Origin of the sequence: Pseudomonas quasicaspiana, assembly GCF_021147825.1 — a bacterium.
GTDB classification, from domain to species: domain Bacteria; phylum Pseudomonadota; class Gammaproteobacteria; order Pseudomonadales; family Pseudomonadaceae; genus Aquipseudomonas; species Aquipseudomonas quasicaspiana.
In genome coordinates, this window is the sequence record NZ_JAGTPI010000013.1 from 83,679 (window position 1) to 110,328 (window position 26,650).

Genomic DNA, 26,650 nt, shown 5'->3' on the forward strand with positions numbered 1-26,650 from the left:
GTTTGCATTTATAGCGTCGGGCACATGGCGTCTTTTTTCGACGGCCCTATAATGGCCGCCATTTTGCAATCCGACAGGCTTTTACCTCTTGGCGAACATAGATAACCCGGCAGCCGAAATGGCTGCTGAAGGCTTTTCCCGAATTGCGCTCGGGGTCGAATACAAAGGCTCGCGTTATTCCGGTTGGCAGCGTCAGGCATCCGGTGTGCTGACGGTTCAGGAAACCCTCGAAAACGCATTGTCGAAAGTCGCCGATTCGCCAGTCTCGTTGATGTGCGCCGGACGAACCGATGCCGGTGTGCATGCCTGCGGGCAGGTCGTGCATTTCGATACGCAGGCCCAGCGCTCGATGAAGGCCTGGGTGATGGGCGCCAACATCAATTTGCCCCATGACATCAGTGTCAGTTGGGCCAGGGTCATGCCTGCAGATTTCCACGCTCGCTTCAAAGCCATCGCACGCCGTTATCGCTACGTGATCTACAACGACCAGATCCGTCCGGCGCACCTGAATCAGGAAATTACCTGGAACCATCGCCCGCTGGATGTCGAGCGCATGGCGCAGGCAGCGCAGTACCTGGTCGGGACTCATGATTTCAGTGCTTTCCGTGCAGGGCAGTGTCAGGCCAAGTCGCCCGTCAAACAGCTGCATCATCTGCGGGTGACGCAGCACGGCAAGATGATTGTCATCGATATACGTGCCAATGCGTTTCTGCACCACATGGTGCGCAATATCGCTGGTGTGCTGATGACCATTGGCGCAGGAGAGCGGCCGGTTGAGTGGGCGAGCGAGGTGCTGGAAAGCAAGGTGCGTCGAACGGGCGGGGTGACCGCGCACCCGTTCGGGCTTTATCTGGTACAGGTGGAGTATCGCGACGAGTTTCCACTGCCTGAGCGTTATATCGGGCCGCACTTTCTTACGGGCTTCTCGGAACTTGACGGCTGACGCCTGTAACAGCATTTGTTAACATCCGGGCCTTTCCCGAAAGGCTTGAGGTTTTCTTTACATGTCAGCCGTTCGCAGCAAGATCTGCGGGATTACCCGCATAGAAGATGCATTGGCTGCCGTCGAGGCGGGTGCCGATGCCATCGGCTTCGTGTTTTACGCCAAAAGCCCAAGGGCAGTGAGCGTTCAACAAGCGCGGGCAATCATTGCCGCCTTGCCGCCGTTTATCAGTACGGTGGGTTTGTTCGTCAATGCCAGTCGTTGTGAGCTCAACGAAACCCTGGATGCTGTGCCGCTGGATATGTTGCAGTTCCACGGAGATGAGACGCCTGAGCAGTGCGACGGCTATCATCGTCCGTTCATCAAGGCATTGCGGGTGCAGGCGGGTGACGATATCGCTGCCAGTTGCCGTTTGTACTCCAGGGCGAGCGGTATCCTGCTCGACACATTTGTCGCAGGCGTTCCAGGCGGTACGGGTGAAACCTTTGACTGGGCGCTGATCCCGAACAGTCTTGAAAAGCCGATTATCCTGGCAGGCGGTTTGACCTCTGCCAACGTGGCTCAGGCCATTACCCAGGTTCGGCCTTACGCGGTAGACGTCAGCGGCGGTGTTGAGAAGAGCAAGGGCATCAAGGATCATGACAAGATTCGTGCGTTCATGAGCGCAGTGCACGGCTGCTGATGGCGGTTCGATGTGACGGGTTTTCGTCAGCCACCGTCCATAATCCTGTCTGTGCGACAGGCAGGCAGTCCCGGATATGCGGGTGGATTTTTTACGGGTGAGGTTCGAATGGCCTCGCCACGGTTGTTGAATCGCGATTGAAGCTGTGCGGCTGGCACGCCACGATATTTGGCAGCCACCGACAAGCTGCTTCAATTCATTTACGAATTAGTTAAAAGGGCATGCGCAGGGTGCTGAGTCACCCGGCGTTCGAGCCACCGGTACTGGAGATATAAAGCATGAGCAACTGGTTGGTAGACAAACTGATCCCTTCGATCATGCGTTCCGAGGTCAAGAAGAGCTCGGTTCCTGAAGGCCTCTGGCATAAATGCCCATCCTGCGAAGCGGTGCTTTATCGTCCAGAGCTGGAAAAGACCCTGGACGTTTGCCCCAAGTGCAACCACCACATGCGCATCGGCGCGCGTGCTCGTCTGGATATCTTCCTCGATGAAGAAGGTCGTTCCGAAATCGGTGCCGATCTGGAGCCGGTTGACCGTCTCAAGTTCCGCGACAGCAAAAAGTACAAGGATCGCCTCGTCGGTGCCCAGAAACAGACCGGTGAAAAAGATGCACTGATTTCCATGAGCGGATCCCTGTTGGGCATGCCGGTTGTGGTCTCGGCGTTCGAGTTCTCCTTCATGGGCGGTTCGATGGGCGCGATCGTAGGCGAGCGCTTCGTTCAGGCTGCCAACTATGCGCTGGAAAATCGCTGCCCGATGATCTGCTTCGCCGCTTCCGGTGGCGCGCGTATGCAGGAAGCGTTGATCTCGCTGATGCAAATGGCCAAGACTTCGGCCGTGCTGGCGCGTCTTCGCGAAGAAGGCCTGCCGTTCATTTCCGTACTGACCGACCCGGTTTACGGCGGTGTTTCCGCGAGTCTGGCCATGCTGGGTGACGTGATCGTCGCTGAGCCAAAGGCTCTGATCGGCTTTGCCGGTCCTCGTGTCATTGAGCAGACCGTTCGTGAAAAACTGCCGGAAGGCTTCCAGCGCAGTGAGTTCCTGCTGGACCACGGCGCTATCGACATGATCATTCCTCGTCAGGAACTGCGTCAGCGTCTGGGTAACCTCCTGGCGCAAATGATGAACCTGCCGACACCCAAGTTCGTCGCGCCGGTTATCGAGCCAATCATCGTTCCTCCGGCGCCCGCCAACGTATGACGCCAGGATCCCTGGGTGATTGGCTCGCCTATCTGGAGCAGTTGCATCCCTCTGCCATTGATATGGGGCTGGACAGGTCGCGACAGGTAGCGCAGCAATTGGGTTTGACCCGGCCTGCGCCCAGGGTGATTACGGTAACCGGTACCAACGGCAAAGGTTCGACCTGCGCCTTTCTGGCTTCGTTGCTCCGTGCTCAGGGTCTTAAGGTCGGTGTTTACAGTTCTCCGCATTTGTTGCGCTACAACGAGCGTGTGCAAGTGCAGGGCGTTGAGGCCACTGATTTAGAACTCTGCGATGCGTTCGCCGCTGTCGAGGCTGCGCGTGGCGATGTCACGCTGACCTATTTCGAAATGGGGACTCTGGCGGCTTTCTGGCTTTTCGAGCAGGCGGCGCTTGATGTCGCCGTGCTTGAGGTGGGCCTGGGTGGTCGTCTCGATGCCGTCAACCTGATCGATTCCGATCTGGCGGTAGTGACCAGCATCGGTATCGATCACGCGGACTGGCTGGGCGATACCCGCGAGTCCGTAGCGTTCGAAAAGGCGGGGATTTTCCGCGAAGGTTGCCCAGTGCTGTGCGGTGATCCTGATCCTCCTGCGCCACTTCTCGACAAGGCCAATCAACTCAATTGCCCGCTGATGCTGCGCGGCCGTGAGTTCGATCTGACGATCAATGAGCGGAACTGGAGCTGGACGGGGCGAGACGGGCAGGGGCAGCGGGTTGAATTGCTTGATTTGCCATTGCTTGACCTTCCTATGGAAAACGCAGCCTTGGCGTTGCAGGCTTATCTATTGCTGGATATTGCCTGGCAGCCGGAGCTGATTCTTGCTGCATTGCTCGATACACGGATCATCGGTCGTCTGGATCGTCGCGCCTTCAACTGGCATGGCAAGCGGCTGAATCTGCTGATGGACGTGGGGCACAACCCCCACGCTGCGCAGTTTCTGGCGCAACGCATGGCTCAGCGTCCGGTGGCAGGAAAGCGCTTGGCGGTCTTTGGTCTGTTGGCTGACAAGGAGCTGGAAGGTGTCGTTGCCGAGCTGGCTTCCAGTATCGATGACTGGGCTGTTGCACCGCTTCCGACCTCGCGCAGCCGACCAGCAAATGATTTGCACGTGGCACTTGAGAACCTTGGTGCGCACGTGACGTCCTATCAGAGTGTTGCGCTGGCACTTGAAGCCCAATGCGCGCACGCTACAGCCGATGACGAGATTTTGCTGTTCGGGTCTTTTTACTGTGTTGCCGAGGCCCTGGAATGGTTGACCCGGCACGCCATAGAGGAAGCTGCAAATGGCTTTGCTGGATAACGTATTCAAACAGCGAATGGTCGGTGCCCTGGTGCTTATCGCCGTGGCGGTGATCTTCCTGCCTATGCTGTTCACACGTCAGGATGAGACGCGCCACGTTCAGGTCGATGCGCCCGCTGCTCCGCAAGCGCCTGCAGCGCCTCAAGTGCAGGTTCAGCCAGTGCCGGTGCCTGAGCCTCAGGTTCCCACTCAGGAGCCTATCCCTGGCGACGATGAAATAGCTGCGCAAAGCCAGGCACCGTCCATGCCGATCGCTCCGGCTCCGCCTGAAGTGAAGACTACGACCCCGCCTGCCGTCAAGCCGGCCGCCAAGCCAGCTCCGACGCCAGTTCCGACGCCAACACCGGCGCCAGCCCCGGCGGCGCCTGCAGCACAAGCGACTGCCAAACCAGCCACGCCGTCAGGTGTCGACGCTAACGGTCTGTCGGTAAGCTGGTCGGTACAATTGGCGAGCATGTCCAACCGTGCCAACGCCGACAACCTGCAGAAGACCCTGCGCACTCAGGGCTATAACGCCTACATCCGTACCGCAGGCGGCGTGAACCGGGTGTTTGTGGGTCCATTGATCGAGCGTGCAGAAGCTGATCGCTTGCGTGATCAGCTCGACAAGCAGCAGAAGCTCAAGGGCATTGTGGTGCGCTTTCAGCCTGAGCAGGGTTGATGCTTTTCAGATGATTGCACAGCTGCCGGAAATGCTGCTTACCGGCAGGCTGGCGCTCTGCTAAAATGCGCCGCCTTATCTGTTTGCAGGCTCAAACGTGCCCTTTACCCCGGTCGACTGGGCGATCTTCGCGATCGTCGCTATCTCCGCTCTGATCAGTCTCAAGCGCGGCTTCGTCAAGGAAGCCCTGTCTCTGGTGACCTGGATCATTGCAGGCGTCGTCGCCTGGATGTTTGGCGCGGGATTATCAGGTTATTTGGTCAACTACATCGAAACACCATCGTTTCGGGTTATTGCGGCCTGTACTATTCTATTCGTCGCCACCTTGCTGGTTGGCGCAATGATCAACTTTCTTATTGGGGAACTGATTCGTGTCACCGGGCTTTCCGGGACCGATCGCTTTCTCGGCATGGTCTTTGGCGCAGCGCGCGGAGGCTTGCTTGTAGTAGTGGCCGTCGGGCTGTTGAGCCTGGGGCCGGTACAACAGGATCAATGGTGGCAGCAATCGAGGTTGGTGCCGCAATTTCTCATGGTCGCTGACTGGTCGAAAAACCTGATTCTCGGGATGTCCAGCAAGTGGCTCGCCAGCGGAGTCAGCGTACCTGCTGAACTGCCGTTCAAGGAACACCTTCTGCCGCCTACAATGCCGCAGGAAGTGCTCGGTAAATCCAGTTCCACTAAGTAGGGGTTGTGTCGCATGTGTGGCATCGTCGGTATCGTCGGTAAGTCGAACGTCAATCAGGCGCTGTATGACGCGCTCACCGTCCTCCAGCACCGCGGCCAGGACGCTGCCGGTATCGTAACCAGCCACGACGGCCGGTTATTCCTGCGCAAGGACAACGGCCTGGTACGTGATGTGTTCCATCAGCGCCATATGCAGCGTCTGGTCGGGCACATGGGTATTGGTCATGTGCGCTATCCAACGGCAGGCAGCTCGACTTCAGCTGAAGCCCAGCCGTTTTACGTCAACTCGCCGTATGGCATTACGTTGGCGCACAACGGCAACCTGACCAACGTTGAGCAACTGGCCAAGGAGATTTACGAATCTGACCTGCGCCACGTCAACACCAATTCTGATTCGGAAGTGCTGCTGAACGTTTTCGCTCATGAACTGGCCGTGCGCGGCAAGTTGCAGCCAACCGAAGAAGACATCTTCGCTGCTGTCACTGACGTGCATAAACGCTGCCGTGGCGGTTACGCCGTGGTTGCGATGATCACCGGTTACGGTATCGTCGGTTTCCGCGATCCGGACGCCATCCGTCCGATCGTTTTCGGTCAGCGTCACACCGATGAAGGCGTCGAGTACATGATTGCCTCCGAGAGCGTCTCACTGGACGTGCTCGGCTTCACCCTGATTCGCGATCTGGCGCCGGGCGAAGCGGTTTACATCACTGAAGATGGCAAGCTGCACACTCGTCAGTGCGCAACCAATCCCAAGTACGCACCGTGCATTTTCGAGCACGTCTATCTGGCGCGTCCGGACTCGATCATCGACGGTATCTCGGTCTACAAGGCGCGTCTGCGCATGGGCGAGAAGCTGGCTGACAAGATCATGCGCGAGCGTCCGGATCACGACATCGACGTGGTTATCCCTATTCCGGACACCAGCCGCACGGCGGCACTGGAACTGGCCAACCATCTGGGCGTCAAGTTCCGCGAAGGTTTCGTCAAGAACCGCTATATCGGCCGTACGTTCATCATGCCCGGTCAGGCCGCGCGCAAGAAATCCGTACGCCAGAAGCTCAACGCCATCGAGCTGGAGTTCCGCGGCAAGAACGTCATGCTGGTGGATGACTCCATCGTGCGTGGCACCACTTGCAAGCAGATCATCCAGATGGCCCGTGAAGCCGGTGCCAAGAACGTTTACTTCTGCTCCGCGGCACCTGCCGTTCGTTACCCGAACGTCTACGGCATCGACATGCCAAGCGCTCATGAGCTGATCGCTCATAACCGCAGCACTCAGGACGTTGCCGATCTGATCGGTGCCGACTGGTTGATCTATCAGGACCTGAATGACCTGATCGAAGCGGTGAGTGGCAGCAAGAAGATCAAAATCGACAACTTCGACTGCTCGGTCTTCGACGGCAAGTACGTGACCGGTGATATCGACGAGCATTACCTGAACAAGATCGAGTCGGCGCGTAATGACGCCTCCAAGGTCAAGACCCAGGCGGTCAGCGCGATCATTGATCTGTACAACAACTAATCATCACGGAGAGGGCGCATGACTCAGGAATGGGATGCCGGTCGGCTGGACAGCGACCTTGAGGGCGTTGGCTTCGACACGCTCGCTGTGCGTGCCGGTCAACACCGCACGCCGGAAGGCGAGCATAGCGATCCGCTGTTCTTCACCTCAAGTTATGTGTTCCGTTCAGCCGCCGATGCGGCTGCGCGTTTCGCAGGCGAAGTGCCGGGCAACGTTTACTCGCGCTACACCAACCCGACGGTGCGCTCGTTCGAAGAGCGTATCGCAGCGCTGGAAGGCGCCGAGCAGGCCGTTGCCGCTTCAAGCGGCATGGCCGCGATCATGGCGGTGGTCATGAGCTTTTGCAGCGCTGGCGATCACGTGCTGGTTTCCCGGAGCGTATTCGGCTCGACCATCAGTCTGTTCGAGAAGTACTTCAAGCGTTTTGGCGTTGAAGTGGATTACGTGCCGCTGGCCGAACTGGCTGGCTGGGATGCCGCTATCAAACCCAACACCAAAATGCTGTTTGTTGAATCACCGTCCAATCCTCTGGCCGAACTGGTCGATATCGCCGCTCTGGCAGAAATCGCTCACGCCAAAGGCACCCTGCTGGTAGTCGATAACTGCTTCTGCACACCAGCGCTCCAGCAGCCGCTGGCGATGGGTGCTGACATGGTCGTGCATTCCGCCACCAAGTTCATTGACGGCCAGGGCCGCTCCATGGGCGGTGTGGTTGCCGGTCGCAGCGAACACATGAAAGAAGTGGTCGGCTTCCTGCGTACTGCCGGGCCGACGCTAAGCCCGTTCAACGCATGGATCTTCCTCAAGGGCCTCGAAACCCTGAACCTGCGCATGCGCGCTCACTGTGCCAGTGCTCTTGAGCTGGCACAGTGGCTGGAGCAGCAGGACGGCATCGAGAAGGTGCATTACGCCGGTCTCGAAAGCCATCCGCAACATGCTCTGGCAAAGCGTCAGCAGAAGGCTTTCGGCGGGGTTTTGAGCTTCGAGGTCAAGGGTGGTAAAGAGGGCGCGTGGCGTTTCATCGATGCGACACGCCTGATTTCGATCACCGCCAACCTGGGTGACAGCAAAACCACCATCACGCACCCGAGCACTACGTCCCATGGACGTCTGGCGCCTCAGGAGCGTGAAGCTGCGGGCATCCGCGACAGCCTGATCCGGGTTGCTGTAGGCCTGGAAGATGTCGCTGACCTGAAGGCGGATCTGGCGCGTGGTCTTGCGGCACTGTGAATGATTGGGTGATGGAGGCCGCCAGCACCAGTAATGGGCGGGTGGCCCTGGTAACGGGTGCTGCACGAGGGATCGGTCTGGGCATTGCTGCCTGGCTGATTACCGAGGGCTGGCAGGTTGTTCTGGTTGATGTGGATCGCAAGCGAGGCGCTCTGGTCGCTCAGGCACTGGGCGATAACGCGATCTTCATTGCCATGGACGTTTCCAGCGAAGAGCAGGTTGCGGCAGGCGTGGCCGAGGTCATTGGCCAGTTCGGTCGTCTCGACGCGCTGGTATGCAATGCCGCGATTGCCGATCCGCATAACACAACGCTTGAGAGCCTGAGCCTGGCGCACTGGAATCGGGTGCTGGGGATCAACCTCAGTGGTCCGATGCTGCTGGCCAAGCACTGCGCCCCCTACTTGCGCGCTCACGCGGGCAGTATCATCAACCTGACCTCAACCCGCGCGCGACAGTCAGAAGCCGATACTGAAGCTTATGCAGCGAGTAAGGGCGGTCTGTTGGCGTTGACTCATTCGCTTGCCATCAGCCTGGGGCCCGAGATCCGCGTCAACGCGGTCAGCCCTGGCTGGATTGACGCCCGGGATCCTTCTGTACGGCGTGCTGAGCCGCTATCAGACGCCGATCACGCGCAACATCCGGCGGGCAGAGTAGGCACGGTGGATGATGTGGCAGCGATGATCTCCTGGCTGCTGTCGCGCAATGCCGGGTTCGTCACGGGGCAAGAGTTCGTGGTGGACGGTGGTATGAGCAAGAAGATGATTTATCTGTAGCAGCGGCGAGTTTCAAGCTGCAAGCTGCAAGAGAAAGCGAGCCTTCGGGTTCGCTTTTTTGTTTTTGGCTTGGAGCTTGAAACTTGCGGCTGGAAGCTGCTCTTAAAAAAAACTTCAAGCAGGGTATTGACTTAGGTTCGTTAGGTGCGTAAATTTCGCGGCCTCAACGAAGCAAAGGGTGATTAGCTCAGCTGGGAGAGCAGCTGCCTTACAAGCAGCGGGTCGGCGGTTCGATCCCGTCATCACCCACCACTTCGTGAGTTTCAATGTTGCAACATTGAAAGGTTACATAGCGATACCGGACGTAAGTCCACCGACAAGCAGCGGTAGTTCAGTCGGTTAGAATACCGGCCTGTCACGCCGGGGGTCGCGGGTTCGAGTCCCGTCCGCTGCGCCATATTTGACGGATCAGATCAGTCTGGTCTGCGATTGAAAAGCCTCAAGGCTTCTCGGTCAGGGTTACAACGAAGCAGGTTCTCGAAAGCCTGCTTCAACGATTCAAACGGACGCAAGTCCGAGCGATACGCAGCGGTAGTTCAGTCGGTTAGAATACCGGCCTGTCACGCCGGGGGTCGCGGGTTCGAGTCCCGTCCGCTGCGCCATACATAGCTTCGAGGCCCTTGAACTCCTTGAAGCGAAAGAAAGCGACCTTAACGGGTCGCTTTTTTTTTGCCTGATTTTTATGTTCAGGTGTGACGCCCTCGCGGCTGAAGTCCTCCGGGAAATGCCGTCCGTTGATTGAAATGCATATCATGTGGGCGTAGGGGTATCCATGGCGTCACTATCTTTGGCCGCAACCATCGGACCTGTAGGAGCTCACCGAGGTTACGAGGCCAGCGATAGCGGTTTGTCTGACACTCTGCCATCGCTGGCCTCGTAACCTCGGTGAGCTCCTACAGGAATGGGTTCAGCCTGCAAAATGCATTGTGTTTGATAGGTCTTTGTTTACTGCGAGACAGTGCCGCTCCTACGGCCTATTTATCGGCACGCAAACCCTCGAGCAACGCCTCCCAGCTGCCAAACAGCGCATTTGAGCTGATCAGGCGTCTTTGCTTGCCAGCCCCGAGCACAAGCGCAGGAACGCCGCTCGTGCCCATCTGACCCATCAACGCCTGCGCTACCTTGACCCGCTCACGGGAATGACTCGGTAACCCATCATCCTGCGCAAGCAACAGGCTGGCAGCCTCGCTCAGTCCCATGCCCGTGAGAATGCGAGCAAGAACCTCAAGGTCGGTGATATCCAGCCCCTCAACATAGCGGCCGCGTTGTATGCCTGCCAATGCCTCCAGTTCGCGCGACGGCACCGTCATCGCCACCGCGCTGAGCGCCCGGGTTGCAGGCCCGGAGTCGAAACGACGGGTGTGATCCCCAAGTATGTGGCGTTGGTAAGCCTCGCTGAAAGGCTGTCCGGTCAGCGTGCCGATTCGCAGGTCATTGGACCAGGCATAATCTGCAAAGCCTAGGTCCATCACCCGCGAGTTTTTATCCGCGAACAAGCCGGTAGGGGAAAGCGTGATGCTGAACTCGTCCAGCGCATCAAGGCGCTGTATCACTGACGAGGCTCCATAGCACCAACCGCATAGTGGATCGAAGAGGTAAGTGACGCTGACGGCTTCACTCACCACTTCATTTCACCTTTGGCCACTTTCGCGCTCAGCACCAGTGACGAGTCATCCGCCAGTTTCGGGTAATGCGCTTTCATCGCTGCAATCAGTGCGGCAGAGTCTTTGGCCTTGGCCGTTTCGGCATCAAAGGTTTTGATATAGCCCGCTGTGAATGTCGGTGATTGAAGAGCCGTTTGATCGCCCGGCAGGAAGTGGCCCGGCACAATGGTGGCTGGTTTGAGTTTCTCTATTGTCGCCAGGGTCGCCAGCCAGTCCTGGTGGGATTTGGCGCTCTGGGTGTCAGCCATCCACACGTGAATGTTGCTGGACAGCACCACGCCGCCTACCACGGCCTTGATCGACGGGATCCAGACGAAGCTACGGTCGGGTTGCGGACCGTCCAGGCCAATGACCTGCAGTTTCTGATCTTCCAGCTTCAGTTCAGTACCCTGCATTACTTCAGGCACGATGACCTTGCCCGGTGCGGCCGCGCCCAGCTTGGGTCCCCAGTAGGCCAGCTTGGCATCCTTGGTTTCGTTGATGTGTGCGACGGTCTGGGCGCTGGCTACAACCTTGGCTTTTGGGTAGGCGGAGGTAATGGTTTGCAGGCCGAAGTAGTAGTCCGGGTCGCCATGGCTGATATAAATCGTGGTCAGATTTTTCCCGCTCTTGCGGATTTTCTCGACGATCTGCTCGGCTTGAGTTTTCGAAAACTGCGCATCCACCAGAACCGCGTCTTTCTCACCTGTCACCAGGACTGAAGAGACCGGGAAGATGGCTTCTTCGCCCGGGTTATAGACATCCAGCTTCAGGGGTTGCGCGGCCTGGCTGGCACCCGCAAAGCCGAGCAGGGCGAAAGTGGCTAACAAGCGGCGTGCGGACAGCAAAATCATGTCGAGCTCCATCGTGGCAATGATAAGAGTCCGCAGGTTAGTTGGGATTTATAGATCGAAAAACGCTAGATTAGACGCAAGTTTGTTTCTGAAACCGGTCGAATCATGGATAAGTTGGCGGCAATGCAGGCTTTCGTCACCGTCGTGGATTGCGGGAGCCAGACCGCTGCGGCGGACAAACTCGGGATATCAAGGCCTGTGATATCCAGATTCCTTGCCGAACTGGAGGACTGGACCGGCGCCCGATTGATGCACCGCACCACGCGACGTCTGAACCTCACCGCGGCAGGGGCTGAGGTGTTGCCTTTATGTCGGCGAATGCTCGATCTGGCCGATGACATGCGTGCAGTAGTCGCCGCGCCAGAGGATGAGCCGAAAGGACTGCTGCGCGTGACGGCCAGCACCTCGTTCGGTCAAGCGCAACTGATGCTCGCGGTGACCGAGTTTGTCGAGCGCTACTCGCAAGTCAGCGTCGACATGGTGCTGCTCGACCGCACCGTCAATCTGGTGGATGAGCGCATGGACCTGGCAATTCGCATCACCAATGAACTGGACCCCAATCTTATCGCTCGCCGGCTGACCACCTGTCGTTCGGTGGTGTGTGCCTCGCCGAATTACCTGAAGCGGCATTCGACGCCAAAGGCTATCGAAGACCTGACACTGCATAACTGCCTGACGCATACCTATCACAGCAGCAGTCTCTGGCATTTCACCCATAAAGGTCTGCCGAAAAGCGTCGCAGTGAAGGGTAATCTCACCAGCAATGATTCGATCACCACGATGCAGGCAGCCCTGTGTGGTGCCGGAGTGGCGCTGTTGCCCACCTACCTGGCGTCGCCGCTGATTCAACAAGGTCAACTGGTTGCGCTGCTGCCGTCGTACCAGCCCATGGAGTTGGGGATATATGCGGTGTATGCCTCACGCAAGCACATGTCATCAGCCTTGCGCGCCATGCTCGATTTTCTTGCGCAGCGCTTCGGTACTGAGCCTGTCTGGGATCGTATTTAAGCGTGCTGTTCGCGAACGGGCTTCTCTTTATTTTCGATGCGTTTCAGATCTCATTCGAGCCCGGTACACTGGCGGAAGAATACAAAATGCAACGCTGTCTGGCCGGGTAGGGATACTTACAACATGTTCCAATACAAAAAACATATAAGCTTGCTCAATACCGCAGGTGTTTTAATATTTGCGCTCTTAGCCAGTGTCGATAGCGAAGCCAATGATATGCCTACCACAAAAAAACCATTTTATTTCGGCAGGTATACATTTGAGGTGCCTACCGATGGCGCGAATATTTGGTCGGCCTATAAGGTCATTGACACGAAAATACAACTCGTTAGCCATGATGGAAGGCGCGACCTCATTGCGGAGGTTTCCGACAAGATTAAAAAAATAAATATACTCCATGAGTCGGGTGCTGCAGATTATGAGCGAACCGTCGAGCTGGACGGAGGGGGTGCCATTGTTGTGTCCAAATTAACCAATTACGCTATGGATATATTTTATTTGACCAAGGGTAATACGTTATATAAGCAATCTGTAGGGTCTATTTCTTCAGCGGGAATAAACAAAGCCATTGCACTTGCAAGAGAGATCAATACGCTCATTCATGATCGCAACCCGGCTGAGCGCCCGCCAACCGGGACATTCGCCATTGAGGCGGGGTATCTCAATTTACCCCTTGATGAGTTTGAAGAGCAAGTCTCGATCGGATTACCTGTATCATCCATGCCCGGTATTCATTTGACGTTTGATACTCAGCGTATCGGTGAGCCAGAACCGAGCCTTCTGACGCGTTACGAAGAAAGGACGTCGGGTGTCCTGACATCGTTATTGACGAGCGTTCTGTCCAAAACTTCCGTGCTAAGAAAGTCAAAGAAAATAGTAGCCGGATTAAAGTTCGAAGAGTTATTGCTCAAGGCGAAGGTCGAGGGTAGGACACTCTATTCCTTCCGGCTTGAATACCCGGGCACACCGGAGTCCAGCATGGAGCCTTACACGGTCATTGAAATGAGCACACTTGATCGTGGTTTAAGCTTCCAGAACGATAAAGAGGCATTGCGCTTCTGGGATGATCTGGTTGCGAGCTTGAAGCGGATATGAAGAGAACGTGGCCGACGCTGCTGGCGGACCGCCAGAGAAAAGCGGTGTGCGCCCGGTAACTCAGCCGCTTGATAATGTTATTGAAAACGGAGTGCTGAGATGAGTCTCACGCTTTTGGAGTTTGCAAAGTCGTATGTCGCGGGAAGGCTGACATCAGAAATTTTCTCTGAGGCGTATAGCGAGCTTTGGAAGATTGAGCGAGACAGGAACGTTCTTCAGCTGGATGAGCCTTCGTTGAGCGAGTGCTTGTCCAGTATCTTCTGTGTTACGGATATGTACGAACCGGACAAGTCAAGAGACGCGTATGAATTTGACGATGAGATGCTTAAGGCTGAAGTCGCGAATTTGATAAGAAAAGTAGTCGCTGATTAGCGGGGGGGAGGGGAGTCAGACCTGCGGTCTCAGGGCCAGTATTTCGATGTGAAGGCAGGGCTTCACGTGAATAACTTTGTATTACGATCCAGGGATCAGAGGTTAATCCAAATGAGCTCGAAAAAAATCAATCAGAATTCCATTGAAAACACATTAAAAATTGACGACTTGGCTCTACATACCGTCGAAGTATTAGAACAGGCCAGGGCATGTCCTGAATTAATCTCTGGTGTAGATCTCGATATCTACAATGTGGAGGGAAGTTCAAGCATGAGGCAGTTTGTAGAATATAGAATGGGCACGCTTGGAAGAAGTGGCAGGGCACTTCATGGGGTAGAAGAATGTACGCTGAAATTAGAAAGGCTCGAGCCGGATCATCCCGTTAGCTGGGTCGCTAAAAAGGTGGGCAATAATATCCTGATTTTAATAGTCGATCGCGAACTTGATAGTGTTATACATGCAATGTCGACCGCCTCCAACAGTGGATGATACTAAGTAATAGAGCGCTATCATGATGTGAGTGCGGTGCTTTGAGCCGCGCAAGAAAATCAAGTTATCCGGAGCGTTCGCGGTAGCAGCTAACAACGGGGGCTGCTACCGCGATATCTCCTGAATCAAACGATCCTGGTTTACAGCTGGAATTTACTCACTTCACGTTGCAGGCTGCTGGCGAGGGTCTGCAGGCCTCCGCTGGTCTTGAGCAGTTCCTGAACAGACATATTGTTCTGTTCGGCCATTTGCGCCGAGCGTTCAACGTTGCGTGCTACGTCCTGGCTGGCGGCGGTCTGTTCGCGCAATGCGAAGGAAATCTGATCGACCACCTGCAGCACTTTGTTCGAGCTGTCGCGGATCTCGACGATTGCTTGTCCGGCAGTCCCGGCCATTGCTACGCCATCGTTCACTTCCTGCACGCCACCGCGCATGCTTTCAACCGTCTCCCGCACACCCGCCTGAATCTTCTCGATCATGCCAGCGATTTCCTTGGTCGATTTGCCGGTATTTTGTGCCAGCAGGCGCACTTCATCGGCTACCACCGCGAAGCCGCGACCTTGTTCACCTGCACGAGCGGCTTCAATGGCTGCGTTGAGCGCGAGCAGGTTGGTCTGATCGGCAATGCCCTGAATAACGCTGATGATCGATGAAATATGTTCGGAGTGCTGGCCGAGGTCGGCTACTTGTGCCGAAGAGTGCTGCACGGTCCGGGCAATACCGTTCATGCTCGTAAGGGTACCTTCAATGACCTGAGCGCCATCTTTCGACTGCTGACCCGACCGACTGGCGATTTCATGCGCTTCGTTGGCGTTCTCGGACACGTGATGAATGCTGACCGTCAGCTCTTCGATGGTGGCTGCCATTACCGAAGCAGATGTAGATTGTTCCTGCATAGCGCCGGACAGCTGTTGAGATGCACCGGAGATTTGCTGGACTGCGACAACCAATTGGTTAGCGGCCTGGCTGATCTGCTGAATCATCTCGCGCAGGCGGTTCTGCATGCGGTCAAAGGCTTTTGGCAGTTCATCGTGACTGCTGGTATCGATCACAGTGTCCAGCTTGCCGTTGGCGATAGCCGTGGCAGCATCAATTGCCAATTGCAGGCGTTTGGTCGTGCTGCGGCCGAGTATTGAGGCCAGAATCAGTGCGAGTATCGCTGCGCCAATGCCACCGCAGACGAGGACCATGAGCGCAAAATGCTTGGCATCGACCATGTTCTGAGTTCTGGTCACCAACAGCTTGTTTTCCGCGGCGCTGATTTCGGCCAACGTAGCGCGCATGCTGTCCATTTTGGCTTTGTCAGCCCCGGTTGTGATGCGCTTGTCCAGTTCGTCATCGGGCTCATTGCGCGCCGTCAGGTCACGGCGCAGGGCAATGATCGGTTTGACATCTTCTTCAAGCCAGCGCTTCTGAGTATCCCCCAGAGAGGCCAGGCGTCGTTGTTGTTCCGGATTATCGGCGGTCAGGCGTTTAAGCGACTCAAGCTCTTCGCTGAATTTCTTTTCGCCAGCCTGCAAGGGCTCAAGAAAGGCATCCTTCGACGCGATAACGAAGCCGCGCATCCCTGTCTCGATATTGATCAACTGCTCAAGTGCCAGCTGCGCTTCGCTCAGGACCTGATAGGTGTGAACGTTGCTGTTAGTGGCGTCCTCAACCTCTTCAAACCCTCGGTATGCGCTTGTTACCAGAATGGCAATCAGGGCGATGATGGCGAAAAAACTGAAGTAGAGCTTTTGCGAAATGCTGAGTTTATCGAACATGCTGTCGATCCTTGGGTAAAGCCGCTCCATGGCTTTTTAGATGTTGTAATTACCGAGAGCGGATGCTCAACTCGATCACGCCGCAATGAGTGATGGCACAACGATATTCACTAATTGCCTTATCGCCTCTACCTAATGGAACTTTAAAAGGTTCCGTGCCGTTCGTCGGAAGCTCTGGGCCGTGCATTTTGGCTGGCTCGTCAAATATTTTGACGTCGAAAAAACGACGATTTAGAGCAGCGAGCATTGAAAGATTAATCGACGGGTTCAGGCGAAGGCGCGCGACTATTTAGTGCCGCTAATATGCTCATTCCTGAAGCAGGAGAGTGTTTTAAGGCGCAGTAACTGGATGCAGGAAAAACGTAGATTCTCTGCAGGAAAGCGGTGTACCGCCACGGCGAGTATTTTGCCTATTAATCTGTTTCGCGATCAGAGTTGCACAACTTCAACCGTCACAGACCGCCGCGACTGAAAGGGTGCCAGTAACGAAGGATCATCCAGTTCGTGAGTAATCAGCGTCCAGGGCTGACGCAGCGGGGTCCAGTGTTGCTGGCGCGCGCGTCCGAGCTTGGTGGCGTCGGCCAGTACATAAATGTGGGCGGCGCGGGCGATCATGGTTTCCTTGAGGTAAGCCTGCTCGGCGCTGGCTTCGCACAAGCCCAGTTCGGCCACTACCCCATCAGCACTCAGGAATACCTTGTCGGCGCTCAGGTGTTCAAGGGCAGCCTGCGCGGCCACGCCGTAGGTCGACATGCTCGCGCTACGCAAATCACCGCCGAGCACCGTGATGCGTCCCTCGGGGATCAGTGCCAGATCAGCGAGGGCCATGAGGTTGTTGGTGATGACATGCAGACCGCGACGCTGATTGAGTAGCTGAGCCAGTGCGCTGGTAGTGGTGCCACCTTCAAGGAACAGCGTGTCGTGATCCTGAATATGCGCCAAGGCGGCGCGGGCGATAACGGTCTTTTCCTGGCTGTGTTGCTGGCGGCGTTCTTCCACCGAGGTTTCCGGCTCGCGCATGCCGACATGTGCTGCGCCGCCATAGGTGCGAATCACCAGACCTTCTTCAGCCAGCGCGGTGAGATCCCGGCGGACTGTCGCTTCCGACACGCCCAACCGGGCGCACAGTTCATCGACGTTCGACTTTCCTGAAAGGACCAGTTCCAGTATCGATTGACGGCGATTTGCGACTTTCATGAACAGCCTTGGTAGTGAGCGAGGAAAGAGGGGTTATCACATTAAACAGCGGTGCAATGCAACCGCAGAACCGGCGAGTCTATAGCGAGGCGCCGCCGCAGATCACCAGACTTTGCCCGGTGATGGCGCCTGCGTCCGGTCCGAGCAAGAACGCCGCCATGCCAGCGACTTCAGACGGCTGCACGAAGCGGCCAATCGGCGGTTTGTCGGGCGGCGTGCCGCTGCGGGCCGGGTCCAGCAACATGGGGGTTTCAGTCGCGCCGGGGGCGATCAGGTTGACGGTGATTCCGTTGGTTGCTAGTTCCATGGCCCAGGAGCGCACCATTCCTTGCAACGCGGCCTTGGTTGCCGCGTACTGGCTGCGTCCATGGGCACCTTGCATGGTGCGGCTTCCGATCATCACGATCCTTGCGCCGGGGCGCAGTCTGCCATGCAGGGTGTTGACCAGATGGCTGGCCGCCGCGACGTGAACCTGCCACATCGCCTGTCCATCGTCCGGGTTCAACTGCCCCAACGGTGCGGTACGCATGAAGCCTGCTGCGTGAACAATGGCATCCAGCGTGTCGATGGGCTGCAAGGCCTGTTCAAGGGCGTGCAAATTGCTCAGGTCACATTCAGTCCAGTGAAAGTGAGGGTGATCGATATCGGCAGGGCGACGACTCAGGCCATGCACTCGCCAGCCATCAGCCAGCAGGCGCTGAGAGATGGCCATACCGATGCCGGAACTGACGCCGGTCAGTACGGCGGTTTTTGTCGGGGTCATAAAAGGTGCCGCTCCGTCATACACGCGGGTCCTGTAGGAGTGAGCTTGCTCGCGATTCGATTTTTCTATCGATAAATTATCGCCTGATCTGACGCTATCGCGAGCAAGCTCACTCCTACAGGAAATGCATTTCAACTCAGAATGTTGGGTTTGTTTTGTAGGCGGTTAATACCATTCAGCGCACTGCCGCCAACGGCAAATGCACATGCTTGATCTTTTGCCGAAAGTACGTAAACGCCACGTGCAGGCTGCCATCCCGGGCCTGGATAATGCTCGGGTAGGAAAACTCGCGGTTGAGCTTTTCCTGAGAGTTATTGGTCAGGCAGAAACCATCCCCCAACTCCAGGTCCAGGCGCACCGGCCAGCTTTGCCCGTCGTCATGGGACAGCGCCAGGCTCATGGGCGCGCGGGGGATGCCCCATACCGCGCTTTTGCCATCTGCGCTTTGACCCGGTGTCACGCGGTCATCGCCGTCATCTTCGATTTCGTCGTAAAGCGAAGCCCGACGCTGGCTGTGGCCCTCGGCGCTGACCGGGTTGTAGACCAGCGCGAGTTCGCCGCTGTTGAGCCGCACAAACTGGATGGACGAGTTGTTGTTCGGCAGTTCCGTGGCGATCGGCGCACTCCAGCTTCGACCGCGATCAGTTGAGCGGCTGCTGTAGATCGAGTCGGCCCAGCGGCTACGAAACAGGCCGAGCAAGCTGCCGTCGGCCACTTGATGAACGTTCATGTGCACGGCGCCGGTGCTGTCCGGGACGTCATGGCGCGACCAGCTTTGCCCTTGATCACTGGAAATCATCACCGCGCTGACGTCGTGATTACCCACCCATTTTTCGCCGGGGTGGGTGATGCAATACCAGACCGGCAACAGCCAGTCGCCGTTATCCAGCACCACCGGCGGTTGGCGCACAAAGGTGCCCGGTTCGTCGAACAGGGTTTCCACCGGGCCCCAGGTCTTGCCTTGATCCTCAGACAGGCGACGGCGAATGATCGCCGTTTCCTGATTGCCGGAAATCTGTGCGGTCCAGATCAGCCACAAAGGACCTTGCGGGGCCTGGAACAGGATCGGGTTCTGCTCGGAGCGAGTGTCATCCTGAGACAGTTTCTCCGGTTCGCTCCAGACGCCGGTCTGCGGGTCGCGGCGCGAGAGCAGTACGAAAATGTCGGCCATTCCTTCCTGTGTTCCGGCGAACCAGGTGCACAGCACCGTACCGTCGGCCAGTTCATGCAGGTTTGCGGCATGGTTCTGTGCGTATGGCGTCGGCAGGAAGGCGTCCTGACGTTGTTCACTGATTGGCATGGGAAATCCCTTGTTTGTCGTTGCCGGATTTATCCTGACTGCGGGCGATTGATTGCGGGAACAGACGCTCCACGGCAATCACGATGGCCGGGGTGATCAGGGCGATGTACATGTTATCGATGCCGTACGGGTTATCCAGCAGGTACCAGACGCTGGTGGTAATGGACGAGGCGATCAGACCCAGAGTCGCGCCACGGCCGGAGCCGAAGAACGGCAGGTAGATGGCGATCATGGCCACGACGGCGATGGACAGGCGCAGTGCACGGGTGAAGAACGACAGGTTGAGGATTTCAGGCACGAAGAACACAAAGAACAGCGGCACAAAGCCGATGATCAATGCAATGAAGCGAGTCGCCTTGAGTTCGCGATCCACCGATGGCTTGCGCATTGGCACGTAGAAGTCCCGCACCACCAGCGATGCAATGGCCAGGGCGACGGTGCTGACGCTGACGAAGATCGAAGCGACCAGAGAAATGGTCACTACACCCGCCAGAACCGGACTCATTGACTGCAGGAAAACAGGCAGGGCGTACAGGCTGCCCATGTCCGGATGCAGGTATTTGGACGCCACACCGATAAAGCCTAGCGCCAGCGCAATCGGAATGCACAGCAACGAGGCGTAGAAGGTGGAGCGTTGGGCGGCTTTCGAATCAGGCGTCGAAGAAATCGCCTGAATGATGAACTGGGTAGAGAAGATCGCACCCACGGTGCCGATGATCCACGCCATGATTTTCGAGCCGCCGATAGCACCATCCCAAGTGAAGTAGTGTTCAGGCATGTTCTGAATCACCGGGGTGAAACCGCCCGTCAAATTCAGGGCCACATACAGCACGATCATCACGCCGATGTACTTCACGCCGGTGTGCAGGATGCTCATGTAAGCCACACTTTTCAGGCCACCGAACACGTAGTACAGGGTGCTGATAACCGCAGTAATGAACGCTGCAGTAGGCAGGTTGATCTTCATCACGGTGGCAATCGCTGCTGCGCCGCTGACGTAGTTACCGACGTTCACCAACAGCAGGGCGTAGATCATGATGATCGAAACGGCCAGCTTGGTAGAGTTGCCGTACTTCTTGGCGATGAACCCGGAAATGGTGAACTCGCCGGAGTTGTAGAGCTTGCGGGCCATGAGCAGGCCGAACAGCGGGAAGCCGATGGCGGCTGCGATCACCGACCAGGAGGCGGCGAAGCCACTTTCGAACGCGGCCTGGGCCGTACCGACCGTGGATTTGGCACCGATGAATTCCGACATCATCAGAATGCCGACGACAAAGGCGGGCATGGTGCGTGCGGCGACCATGTATTGCTCACTGGTTTTGCTGCGCAGTCGCAGGCTCATCCAGGTGGTGATGACGATGTAAACGACGACCATGCCGATGATGATCGCAGTGTCCTGCGAGTTGAAGGTTTCCATCATTTCGCTCCATTGTTGTTTTTGTGGCGCGTTGTTTCAGAGGACTTCAGGGATTGGTGTGAAAGATTGCGTGGCTCAAACAGCCACTGACTGGCGTGTCTCCCGCTTGCGGGTCGCAAGCTCAACGGCCTGACGCAGGGCCTCGATCAGGCTGCGCTCGTCAGCGATGCCTTTACCGGCAATGTCGAACGCCGTGCCATGGTCGACCGAAGTGCGGATCACGGGCAGGCCGACGGTGACGTTGACTCCGGCTTCCAGACCCATGACTTTCACCGGGCCGTGGCCCTGGTCGTGATACATGGCCACGACCGCATCGAAGTCACCGCGGCCGGCGCGGAAGAACAGCGTGTCAGCAGGCAGCGGGCCCTCCACACGCCAGCCGCGGGCGCGCAGTTCATCGATGGCGGGTTGAATCTTGGTTTCTTCTTCGCCGTAGCCGAACAGGCCGTTTTCACCGGCATGCGGGTTGATGCCGCAGACCGCGATCAGCGGATTTTCGATACCGGCGCGGGTCAGGGTTTCCCGGCAGCGCTCGATGGTGCGCTTGACCAGCCCCGGCTCTATTTTGGCGATGGCGTCGATGATGCCCATGTGAGTGGTGACGTGAATGACGCGTAGAGTCGGGGTCATCAACATCATCGAGACTTCTTCGATGCCCAGCAGGTGCGCGAGCATTTCCGTGTGGCCGGGGAAAATATGCCCACCCGCATGCAACGCTTCCTTATTCAGGGGGGCGGTGCAGATCGCGTCCAGCTCGCCGCTTTCAGTCAGTTGGACGGTGCGCTCGATGTAGCGAAACGCTGCGTTGCCTGCCACGGCTGACAGCTTGCCGTAAGGCATGTCCGCCGGGATCAGGCCCAGATCGATACAGTCCACCGTGCCCAGTTCGAAGCGGGCGCTGGCGGGGGAGGCGATACTGTTAACCCGCAGGCTGCCACCGACAATCCGGTTGGCATCTTCAAGGCGTTGGGCATCCCCGATCACCAGCGGCCGACAGCTGTCGTACACCGATTGGTGGGCCAGAGTTTTCATGATGATTTCCGGACCCACACCGGCGGCATCGCCCATGGTGATCCCGATCACGGGACGTTCAGACATGATGGATTTCCTTTTTAATGTGGGGCGTGTCCGCAGTGGATGTGCTGCGGCCATGAAGCTGTTGCCAGGCGGTTAGCAGGGTGTCCGGCTGGCCGAAGGCACCAGCCTTGGTCACCACGTTCAAGCCTGTTTCGGTTCGGGAGAGCACGACGCCGGGGGCCAGTTCACCTTGAACCTCAAGACGACCAATGCCTGCTGCAGTGAGAATGGCCCGGGCAGTTTCGCCACCCGTAGCGATCAGCGATCCCGTCACGGCGATTGCAGGCTCTAACCATGCGGCGAGGGCGCTGCTGAGTTGCGCGGCGACGGATGGATCACGCTCTTCCTGACTCAGGGTCAGCAAGCAGTCTTCACCCTTGGCCAGACGCAGATAGAGGAGGGTGATCAGTTGTTCGCGCTGTTCATGGCGAGCCGGATCGAGCAGCGTGGCGGCATCTATTTCCAGACAGAAACAGCCACTGTGCTCGGCCAGTGTGCTGGCCTGTTGTTGTGAATGCCGGGACATGCTGCCGACCACTGTCAGTACCGGCGCACGGCCTTGCACGTTAATGTCGCCAGACGCGGGCAGACCCAACGCCTCTGGCAAATGCTGGGCCAGACCTGCCGAACCGACCCAGAACAGCTGGCGATACAGCGGCGCGGTTGCGCGGGCCAGACGTTGCAGGTCTGCGTCGGTCAGGGCATCACAAATCAACGCCTGCACATTGCGTTGTAGCGCTTGATCCAGCGCGTTGCTCAGCGCCGTTTCGTCGCGCAGGGTATCGAGATCTATGGCGACACAGTGCAAGCCTTCTGCGCTAAGGCTTTCCAGCAGGTTGCCGGTGCCGAGCAGGTTTTCATTGCGCCATACATCGCTCAAGGCTACCGAGATGCCGTTGATCAACTGCACCGAATCTTGTGTGGTGCGGCCCATGGCGGGAAAGGCCGGGGCGACGATGGCCAGGCCCCGAAGTGCCTGCAACGCAGCGATTTCGCGAGCGACATTGCCGCGCAAGGTGGAGTCGATTTTCTTGTACAACGCTCTGTTGGCGTACTGACGCTGCTGCAATATCGCGCTGTTGGCTTTCGCTGCCGCGCCCGGATTGAGTCGTCGAGAGTCCACGTCCACAGCAACCACTGCTGCGGTTGATGAAGCCGTCTCTGTATCGAGCACAATCTCGGTCGACAGTCGTTTGGCGAAACCCGCCGCGCAATCGGCTGCTCCGGACAAGTCGTCAGCAATGATCAACAAACCCGACAGCTTCAAGGCGCTCATGGCAGCAAGCACCGATAAAGCGTTTCGATGTCGGTCAGGCTCAGGGCCTTGGGATTGTTAGCCATCAAGCGGGTGACTTTTGATGCGGCTATCGCCATGTCTGCCAGGTGCTCCTCGCCGACGCCAAACTCGCGCAGGTCTTGAGGAATGTTCAGGGTGGCGGTCCATTGGCGGATCTGCTGAATCAGCTTATGCGCGGCGATTTCATCGCTGTCCTGTTGCTCTGCAACACCGCAGACACAGGCGGCGCGTTTCAAACGATCTGCGCAACTGTCCAGATTGAAGGCCATTACATGCGGTAGCAGCATGGCGTTGGCCACGCCATGAGTGACATGAAACTTGCCGCCCAACGGATAGGCCATGGCATGCACGGCCGCTGTGCCTGCTGCGGTCAGGGCCAGGCCGCCATACATCGAACCGAGCAACATATCGCCGCGTGCCCGAACCGAATCCGGTTGCTGATAGGCCTCAACGATGCTGCCCGCGATCAGACGCATGGATTCCAGCGCGAAGGCATCGCTGATCGGGTTGGCCTTGGTGGAGATAAACGATTCCAGCGAATGCACGAAAGCGTCCATGCCGGTCGCGGCGGTGATGCTGCGTGGCAAGCTCAGCGTCAGCAGTGGATCAAGGATCACCAGCGTGGGCAGCAAGTGACGGCTGACCACACCGATTTTCAGTTCTTCGTCGGGCAGGGTGACGATGGCGTTGGGTGTCACCTCCGAGCCTGTGCCCGAAGTGGTTGGTACCAGAACCATGGGCTTGCCGGGATGGCTGACTTTGTCGACACCTAACAAATCACGCAGTGGCGTGTCGTTGGTCAGCATCACCGAAAACAGCTTGGCCGCGTCCAGTACGCTACCGCCGCCAATGGCGATCAGGGCGTCAGGTGAATGAGGCGCAACGTCTTCACGGAAGACCCGCTCGATGTTTTCCAGGGTCGGTTCGATCTCGACGTTGTCGATCATGTGAACGGCAATGCCGGCGGCATTCAGCTGTGCGCTGACTTTCTCCGTCACGCCCAGGTTATGCATGGCGTTTTGCGTGACCAGCACGACATTGCGCAGTGGGGTATCGAGCAGCGGCAGTTTTTCACTCAGTTGCTCAAGGCTGCCAGGGCCGTGAATGAAGTGTTTGACAGTTTGGAAGTGGTAAGACGACATCAGCGCATCTCCTGGCGAGTCAGCGGTAAACCGCGAGCAGGGTTTCCAGTTTTTGCACGGCGGCAGCATCCAGCGGCTGCACGGGGGCGCGACAAGGCCCGACCGGGAGATTGAGCAGCTCGGTGGCTTTTTTCAGCACTACGGGCATGGTGCCCATGGCAAAGGCGTCGCGCAGTGGGCGCAAGGCCTCCTGAGCAACTCGCGCAGCATCGTGATTGCCAGCCTGAAAGTGGTTCCAGATCGACATGACCAGATCCGGCACTGCATTGGCGGTCGCGGCAATCGCGCCATCGCCACCGGCCAGCAGATTCCAGTAGATCAGTGAGTCAGTACCGGCAAAGACCGCAAAGTCGTCGCTGCGGTATTTCATCATCTGTACCAGAGCGTCGAAGTTACCGGCGCTGTCCTTGATGCCTTTGATCATCGGGTGTTGATGCAGGGCGGTGACGGCACCAATGCCAATGGACATGCCGGTTTTGGCCGGAATGTTGTACATCATCAGGGGCAGGGTGGACGCATCGGCGATGGTTTCGTAATGCTTGATCAGCTCGCTCTGGCTGATGGCATTGAAGTAGGGCGTGATGACGGAAAGGGCGTTTGCGCCGAGATCCGTCACTTTTTTGTTCATTTCAATCACTTCGCGGGTAGCGAAAGCGCCGGTGCCAATCACAACCGGCACTCGGCCTGCCGCTGCCTCGACGGTGACGCGGGCGATTTGCAGCTTTTCAGCTTCTGATAACGTGAAGAACTCGCCATTGGTGCCGAGCACAAAAAGCCCATGTACCCCAGCTTGAATGAGGTTTTCGACGAGAGCGCGGAGGGCGTGATGGTCAACCTGCTGATCAGCGGTGAAAGGCGTGACCAAGGCTGGAATAATGCCGCGAAATTGCATGGTGGGATTCTCGTTTTATTCTTAGTGAGATCAACAATGATTAAAACGATCATAAAACGCAAGTTATTTTGATCGTTTCGTTCATTGTTGATTGAAGCGATCATTTCTTTGGCTTCATGCCACTATCTCGAAAGACCGTGACGTGGCGGTTTGTAACAAGATCCTTTCCATCTGCGCGTTGATCCTGCGCGTGCCTTGTTGCAGACTTACCGACGTTTTCCAGTCCGCCGTCTTGCGGACCGTTTCTACCCAGGATCCTTGATGCCTAACTTAGTTAACTTTCGTACCGCATGCTGCGCCATTGCCTTGTTGGCAGTCGTGGGCTGTTCCTCGAAAAAAACCGCAGTCTACGAGCACGAGAATTTTGACGACGCGGGGACGTTTTCGAGGACTTACCCGGTCAGTGATTCAGCCTCCTGCGAAGCGGCGCGTCGCGCCTTGCTGAGCCAGGGCTACATCATCACCAGCAGTGACCCGAAGATGATCAGCGGCAACAAGAGCTTCCAGCAAACCGGCGAGACTCACATGCAGATCAGCTTCAATGTGGTTTGTGCTGCTGATGACGCGACGGACAAGAGCTCGACCGTATTTGCCAACGCCCTTCAGGATCGTTACGCGCTGAAGAAGACCAACAACTCTGCCAGCCTGGGTGTTGGCGTGCTGGGTTCGGTGTCGATGCCGATTGGCTCTACCGACGACTCGATGGTCAAGGTCGCGAGCGAGACGGTGGCTTCGGACAAGTTCTATGATCGCTTCTTTACGCTGGTGGACAACTTCATGCCGCCTGAGGTGAAGAAAGTCGCCAACATCAAAGAAACCCCGAAAGCTGCGCTGGGCGTGCCTGAGCAAACGGTGCCTGCGCCGAAACCGGCAGCATTGGTTGAGCCGGCACCTGCAGCCGCTCCCGCCCCGGTAGCAGAGCCGACACCTGCGCCTGCAGTTGAATCCAGTCAGCCAGTGCCTGCACCGGCAGCACCGGCAGAGTCGATTCAGGCTGAACCGGCGCCTGCTCCTGCGGAGGAAACCCCGCAAGCCGAGCCGGAAGTCGCTCCAGCACAATAACCCTGAGGTGCGTCACCGGTAGGAGCGAACTTGTTCGCGAGACGATGGACCTGTGTACGCAGGCTTGTCCTCTCGCGAACAAGTTCGCTCCTACCGGGATCATTGCCTTGGCGCAAAAACAGCTATGCGCCGGGCAGCCAATTCCCGACCATCCGCCTCACCCTATAACCCAGAGATGCGCCGCGTCACCGGTAGGAGCGAACTTGTTCGCGAGACGATGGACCTGTGTACGCAGGCTTGTCCTCTCGCGAACAAGTTCGCTCCTACCGGGATCATTGCCT

General features: G+C 57.3%; 25 protein-coding genes and 3 tRNA genes. 17 read left to right on the forward strand and 11 right to left on the reverse strand.

The genetic code is table 11. The annotated features are described in order from the left end of the window. Positions 1 to 118: 118 nt before the first annotated feature. The 12 genes from truA to KDX30_RS10970 all read left to right on the forward strand — a co-directional run bounded on the left by truA (position 119) and on the right by KDX30_RS10970 (position 9,600). Complete coding sequence (gene truA, locus KDX30_RS10915) at positions 119 to 943, forward strand: tRNA pseudouridine(38-40) synthase TruA (RefSeq protein ID WP_122398133.1); 825 nt, start codon at positions 119 to 121, stop codon at positions 941 to 943. A gap of 61 nt (positions 944 to 1,004) precedes the next feature. Next, on the forward strand, positions 1,005 to 1,625 hold the full coding sequence (locus tag KDX30_RS10920) for a phosphoribosylanthranilate isomerase (protein ID WP_027901097.1): 621 nt from the start codon (positions 1,005 to 1,007) through the stop codon (positions 1,623 to 1,625). 278 nt (positions 1,626 to 1,903) lie between these two features. Continuing rightward, a complete protein-coding gene (accD, locus tag KDX30_RS10925; protein ID WP_231675733.1) occupies positions 1,904 to 2,824 on the forward strand; it encodes an acetyl-CoA carboxylase, carboxyltransferase subunit beta in 921 nt (306 codons plus the stop codon). Next, positions 2,821 to 4,128, forward strand: a complete 1,308-nt coding sequence (folC, locus tag KDX30_RS10930) for a bifunctional tetrahydrofolate synthase/dihydrofolate synthase (RefSeq protein ID WP_231675734.1) — start codon at positions 2,821 to 2,823, stop codon at positions 4,126 to 4,128. The genes accD and folC overlap by 4 nt, the downstream gene beginning before the upstream one ends. Continuing rightward, entirely contained in the window at positions 4,112 to 4,789 is a 678-nt protein-coding gene (locus KDX30_RS10935) for an SPOR domain-containing protein (protein ID WP_231675735.1), read from the forward strand. Before folC ends, KDX30_RS10935 begins: the two co-directional genes overlap by 17 nt. Before the next feature lie 97 nt (positions 4,790 to 4,886). Next, a complete protein-coding gene (locus KDX30_RS10940) occupies positions 4,887 to 5,474 on the forward strand; it encodes a CvpA family protein (protein WP_099269634.1) in 588 nt (195 codons plus the stop codon). Positions 5,475 to 5,486: 12 nt separating this feature from the next. Next, complete coding sequence (gene purF / locus KDX30_RS10945; RefSeq protein ID WP_027901102.1) at positions 5,487 to 6,995, forward strand: amidophosphoribosyltransferase; 1,509 nt, start codon at positions 5,487 to 5,489, stop codon at positions 6,993 to 6,995. 18 nt (positions 6,996 to 7,013) lie between these two features. Continuing rightward, positions 7,014 to 8,225, forward strand: a complete 1,212-nt coding sequence (locus tag KDX30_RS10950; RefSeq protein WP_231675736.1) for an O-succinylhomoserine sulfhydrylase — start codon at positions 7,014 to 7,016, stop codon at positions 8,223 to 8,225. An 11-nt stretch (positions 8,226 to 8,236) separates the two neighbouring features. Further along, positions 8,237 to 8,998, forward strand: coding sequence for an SDR family oxidoreductase (locus KDX30_RS10955; RefSeq protein ID WP_122398137.1), 762 nt, complete (start codon positions 8,237 to 8,239; stop codon positions 8,996 to 8,998). 176 nt (positions 8,999 to 9,174) lie between these two features. Next, positions 9,175 to 9,250: transfer RNA gene (locus tag KDX30_RS10960), tRNA-Val, on the forward strand. 68 nt (positions 9,251 to 9,318) lie between these two features. Next, positions 9,319 to 9,395: transfer RNA gene (locus KDX30_RS10965), tRNA-Asp, on the forward strand. A 128-nt stretch (positions 9,396 to 9,523) separates the two neighbouring features. After that, a tRNA-Asp gene (locus tag KDX30_RS10970) sits at positions 9,524 to 9,600 on the forward strand. A 372-nt stretch (positions 9,601 to 9,972) separates the two neighbouring features. Here the strand turns inward: KDX30_RS10970 and KDX30_RS10975 are convergent. Continuing rightward, positions 9,973 to 10,623 (reverse strand): DsbA family protein, encoded by a 651-nt coding sequence (locus tag KDX30_RS10975; RefSeq protein ID WP_306475055.1) that lies wholly within the window; start codon positions 10,621 to 10,623, stop codon positions 9,973 to 9,975. Beyond that, complete coding sequence (locus KDX30_RS10980; RefSeq protein WP_231675738.1) at positions 10,617 to 11,495, reverse strand: MBL fold metallo-hydrolase; 879 nt, start codon at positions 11,493 to 11,495, stop codon at positions 10,617 to 10,619. The genes KDX30_RS10975 and KDX30_RS10980 overlap by 7 nt, the downstream gene beginning before the upstream one ends. A gap of 105 nt (positions 11,496 to 11,600) precedes the next feature. Between KDX30_RS10980 and KDX30_RS10985 the strand changes: the two genes are divergently transcribed. The 4 genes from KDX30_RS10985 to KDX30_RS11000 all read left to right on the forward strand — a co-directional run bounded on the left by KDX30_RS10985 (position 11,601) and on the right by KDX30_RS11000 (position 14,459). Further along, positions 11,601 to 12,503: a LysR family transcriptional regulator gene (locus KDX30_RS10985; protein WP_122708363.1), complete on the forward strand. Its 903-nt coding sequence runs from the start codon at positions 11,601 to 11,603 to the stop codon at positions 12,501 to 12,503. 123 nt (positions 12,504 to 12,626) lie between these two features. Then, a complete protein-coding gene (locus tag KDX30_RS10990; protein ID WP_231675739.1) occupies positions 12,627 to 13,598 on the forward strand; it encodes a T6SS immunity protein Tli4 family protein in 972 nt (323 codons plus the stop codon). 99 nt (positions 13,599 to 13,697) lie between these two features. Next, entirely contained in the window at positions 13,698 to 13,970 is a 273-nt protein-coding gene (locus tag KDX30_RS10995; protein ID WP_099269638.1) for a colicin immunity domain-containing protein, read from the forward strand. 111 nt (positions 13,971 to 14,081) lie between these two features. Continuing rightward, positions 14,082 to 14,459: a hypothetical protein gene (locus KDX30_RS11000; RefSeq protein ID WP_231675740.1), complete on the forward strand. Its 378-nt coding sequence runs from the start codon at positions 14,082 to 14,084 to the stop codon at positions 14,457 to 14,459. Between the two features lie 140 nt (positions 14,460 to 14,599). Here the strand turns inward: KDX30_RS11000 and KDX30_RS11005 are convergent, their stop codons facing one another. The 9 genes from KDX30_RS11005 to dapA all read right to left on the reverse strand — a co-directional run bounded on the left by KDX30_RS11005 (position 14,600) and on the right by dapA (position 25,307). Beyond that, positions 14,600 to 16,222: a methyl-accepting chemotaxis protein gene (locus tag KDX30_RS11005; RefSeq protein WP_231675741.1), complete on the reverse strand. Its 1,623-nt coding sequence runs from the start codon at positions 16,220 to 16,222 to the stop codon at positions 14,600 to 14,602. Between the two features lie 429 nt (positions 16,223 to 16,651). After that, on the reverse strand, positions 16,652 to 17,419 hold the full coding sequence (locus KDX30_RS11010) for a DeoR/GlpR family DNA-binding transcription regulator (RefSeq protein WP_027899515.1): 768 nt from the start codon (positions 17,417 to 17,419) through the stop codon (positions 16,652 to 16,654). Between the two features lie 79 nt (positions 17,420 to 17,498). Further along, the gene (locus KDX30_RS11015) at positions 17,499 to 18,182 is read right to left on the reverse strand and encodes an SDR family NAD(P)-dependent oxidoreductase (protein WP_231675742.1); all 684 of its coding nucleotides are present in this window, start codon (positions 18,180 to 18,182) and stop codon (positions 17,499 to 17,501) included. 175 nt (positions 18,183 to 18,357) lie between these two features. After that, positions 18,358 to 19,482: a sialidase family protein gene (locus KDX30_RS11020; protein ID WP_231675743.1), complete on the reverse strand. Its 1,125-nt coding sequence runs from the start codon at positions 19,480 to 19,482 to the stop codon at positions 18,358 to 18,360. After that, complete coding sequence (locus KDX30_RS11025; protein WP_027899518.1) at positions 19,469 to 20,899, reverse strand: sodium:solute symporter family protein; 1,431 nt, start codon at positions 20,897 to 20,899, stop codon at positions 19,469 to 19,471. Before KDX30_RS11025 ends, KDX30_RS11020 begins: the two co-directional genes overlap by 14 nt. A gap of 75 nt (positions 20,900 to 20,974) precedes the next feature. Then, complete coding sequence (gene pdxA / locus KDX30_RS11030) at positions 20,975 to 21,997, reverse strand: 4-hydroxythreonine-4-phosphate dehydrogenase PdxA (protein ID WP_231675744.1); 1,023 nt, start codon at positions 21,995 to 21,997, stop codon at positions 20,975 to 20,977. Further along, positions 21,990 to 23,252: a four-carbon acid sugar kinase family protein gene (locus KDX30_RS11035; protein ID WP_231675745.1), complete on the reverse strand. Its 1,263-nt coding sequence runs from the start codon at positions 23,250 to 23,252 to the stop codon at positions 21,990 to 21,992. The genes pdxA and KDX30_RS11035 overlap by 8 nt, the downstream gene beginning before the upstream one ends. After that, complete coding sequence (locus KDX30_RS11040) at positions 23,249 to 24,418, reverse strand: iron-containing alcohol dehydrogenase (RefSeq protein WP_319946083.1); 1,170 nt, start codon at positions 24,416 to 24,418, stop codon at positions 23,249 to 23,251. Before KDX30_RS11040 ends, KDX30_RS11035 begins: the two co-directional genes overlap by 4 nt. A gap of 16 nt (positions 24,419 to 24,434) precedes the next feature. After that, complete coding sequence (gene dapA / locus KDX30_RS11045) at positions 24,435 to 25,307, reverse strand: 4-hydroxy-tetrahydrodipicolinate synthase (protein ID WP_231675747.1); 873 nt, start codon at positions 25,305 to 25,307, stop codon at positions 24,435 to 24,437. Positions 25,308 to 25,568: 261 nt separating this feature from the next. Between dapA and KDX30_RS11050 the strand changes: the two genes are divergently transcribed. After that, positions 25,569 to 26,369, forward strand: coding sequence for a DUF2242 domain-containing protein (locus KDX30_RS11050; RefSeq protein WP_231675748.1), 801 nt, complete (start codon positions 25,569 to 25,571; stop codon positions 26,367 to 26,369). The last annotated feature ends 281 nt before the right edge of the window (positions 26,370 to 26,650 follow it).

Excerpts from the sequence above, each read along its gene's own strand:
- truA (WP_122398133.1), top strand. The coding sequence starts at position 119 with ATGGCTGCTGAAGGCTTTTCCCGAATTGCGCTCGGGGTCGAATACAAA.
- KDX30_RS10920 (WP_027901097.1), top strand. The coding sequence starts at position 1,005 with ATGTCAGCCGTTCGCAGCAAGATCTGCGGGATTACCCGCATAGAAGAT.
- accD (WP_231675733.1), top strand. The coding sequence starts at position 1,904 with ATGAGCAACTGGTTGGTAGACAAACTGATCCCTTCGATCATGCGTTCC.
- folC (WP_231675734.1), top strand. The coding sequence starts at position 2,821 with ATGACGCCAGGATCCCTGGGTGATTGGCTCGCCTATCTGGAGCAGTTG.
- KDX30_RS10935 (WP_231675735.1), top strand. The coding sequence starts at position 4,112 with ATGGCTTTGCTGGATAACGTATTCAAACAGCGAATGGTCGGTGCCCTG.
- purF (WP_027901102.1), top strand. The coding sequence starts at position 5,487 with ATGTGTGGCATCGTCGGTATCGTCGGTAAGTCGAACGTCAATCAGGCG.
- KDX30_RS10950 (WP_231675736.1), top strand. The coding sequence starts at position 7,014 with ATGACTCAGGAATGGGATGCCGGTCGGCTGGACAGCGACCTTGAGGGC.
- KDX30_RS10955 (WP_122398137.1), top strand. The coding sequence starts at position 8,237 with ATGGAGGCCGCCAGCACCAGTAATGGGCGGGTGGCCCTGGTAACGGGT.
- KDX30_RS10980 (WP_231675738.1), bottom strand. The coding sequence starts at position 11,495 with ATGATTTTGCTGTCCGCACGCCGCTTGTTAGCCACTTTCGCCCTGCTC.
- KDX30_RS10985 (WP_122708363.1), top strand. The coding sequence starts at position 11,601 with ATGGATAAGTTGGCGGCAATGCAGGCTTTCGTCACCGTCGTGGATTGC.
- KDX30_RS10990 (WP_231675739.1), top strand. The coding sequence starts at position 12,627 with ATGTTCCAATACAAAAAACATATAAGCTTGCTCAATACCGCAGGTGTT.
- KDX30_RS10995 (WP_099269638.1), top strand. The coding sequence starts at position 13,698 with ATGAGTCTCACGCTTTTGGAGTTTGCAAAGTCGTATGTCGCGGGAAGG.
- KDX30_RS11000 (WP_231675740.1), top strand. The coding sequence starts at position 14,082 with ATGAGCTCGAAAAAAATCAATCAGAATTCCATTGAAAACACATTAAAA.
- KDX30_RS11005 (WP_231675741.1), bottom strand. The coding sequence starts at position 16,222 with ATGTTCGATAAACTCAGCATTTCGCAAAAGCTCTACTTCAGTTTTTTC.
- KDX30_RS11010 (WP_027899515.1), bottom strand. The coding sequence starts at position 17,419 with ATGAAAGTCGCAAATCGCCGTCAATCGATACTGGAACTGGTCCTTTCA.
- KDX30_RS11015 (WP_231675742.1), bottom strand. The coding sequence starts at position 18,182 with ATGACCCCGACAAAAACCGCCGTACTGACCGGCGTCAGTTCCGGCATC.
- KDX30_RS11020 (WP_231675743.1), bottom strand. The coding sequence starts at position 19,482 with ATGCCAATCAGTGAACAACGTCAGGACGCCTTCCTGCCGACGCCATAC.
- KDX30_RS11025 (WP_027899518.1), bottom strand. The coding sequence starts at position 20,899 with ATGGAAACCTTCAACTCGCAGGACACTGCGATCATCATCGGCATGGTC.
- pdxA (WP_231675744.1), bottom strand. The coding sequence starts at position 21,997 with ATGTCTGAACGTCCCGTGATCGGGATCACCATGGGCGATGCCGCCGGT.
- KDX30_RS11035 (WP_231675745.1), bottom strand. The coding sequence starts at position 23,252 with ATGAGCGCCTTGAAGCTGTCGGGTTTGTTGATCATTGCTGACGACTTG.
- dapA (WP_231675747.1), bottom strand. The coding sequence starts at position 25,307 with ATGCAATTTCGCGGCATTATTCCAGCCTTGGTCACGCCTTTCACCGCT.
- KDX30_RS11050 (WP_231675748.1), top strand. The coding sequence starts at position 25,569 with ATGCCTAACTTAGTTAACTTTCGTACCGCATGCTGCGCCATTGCCTTG.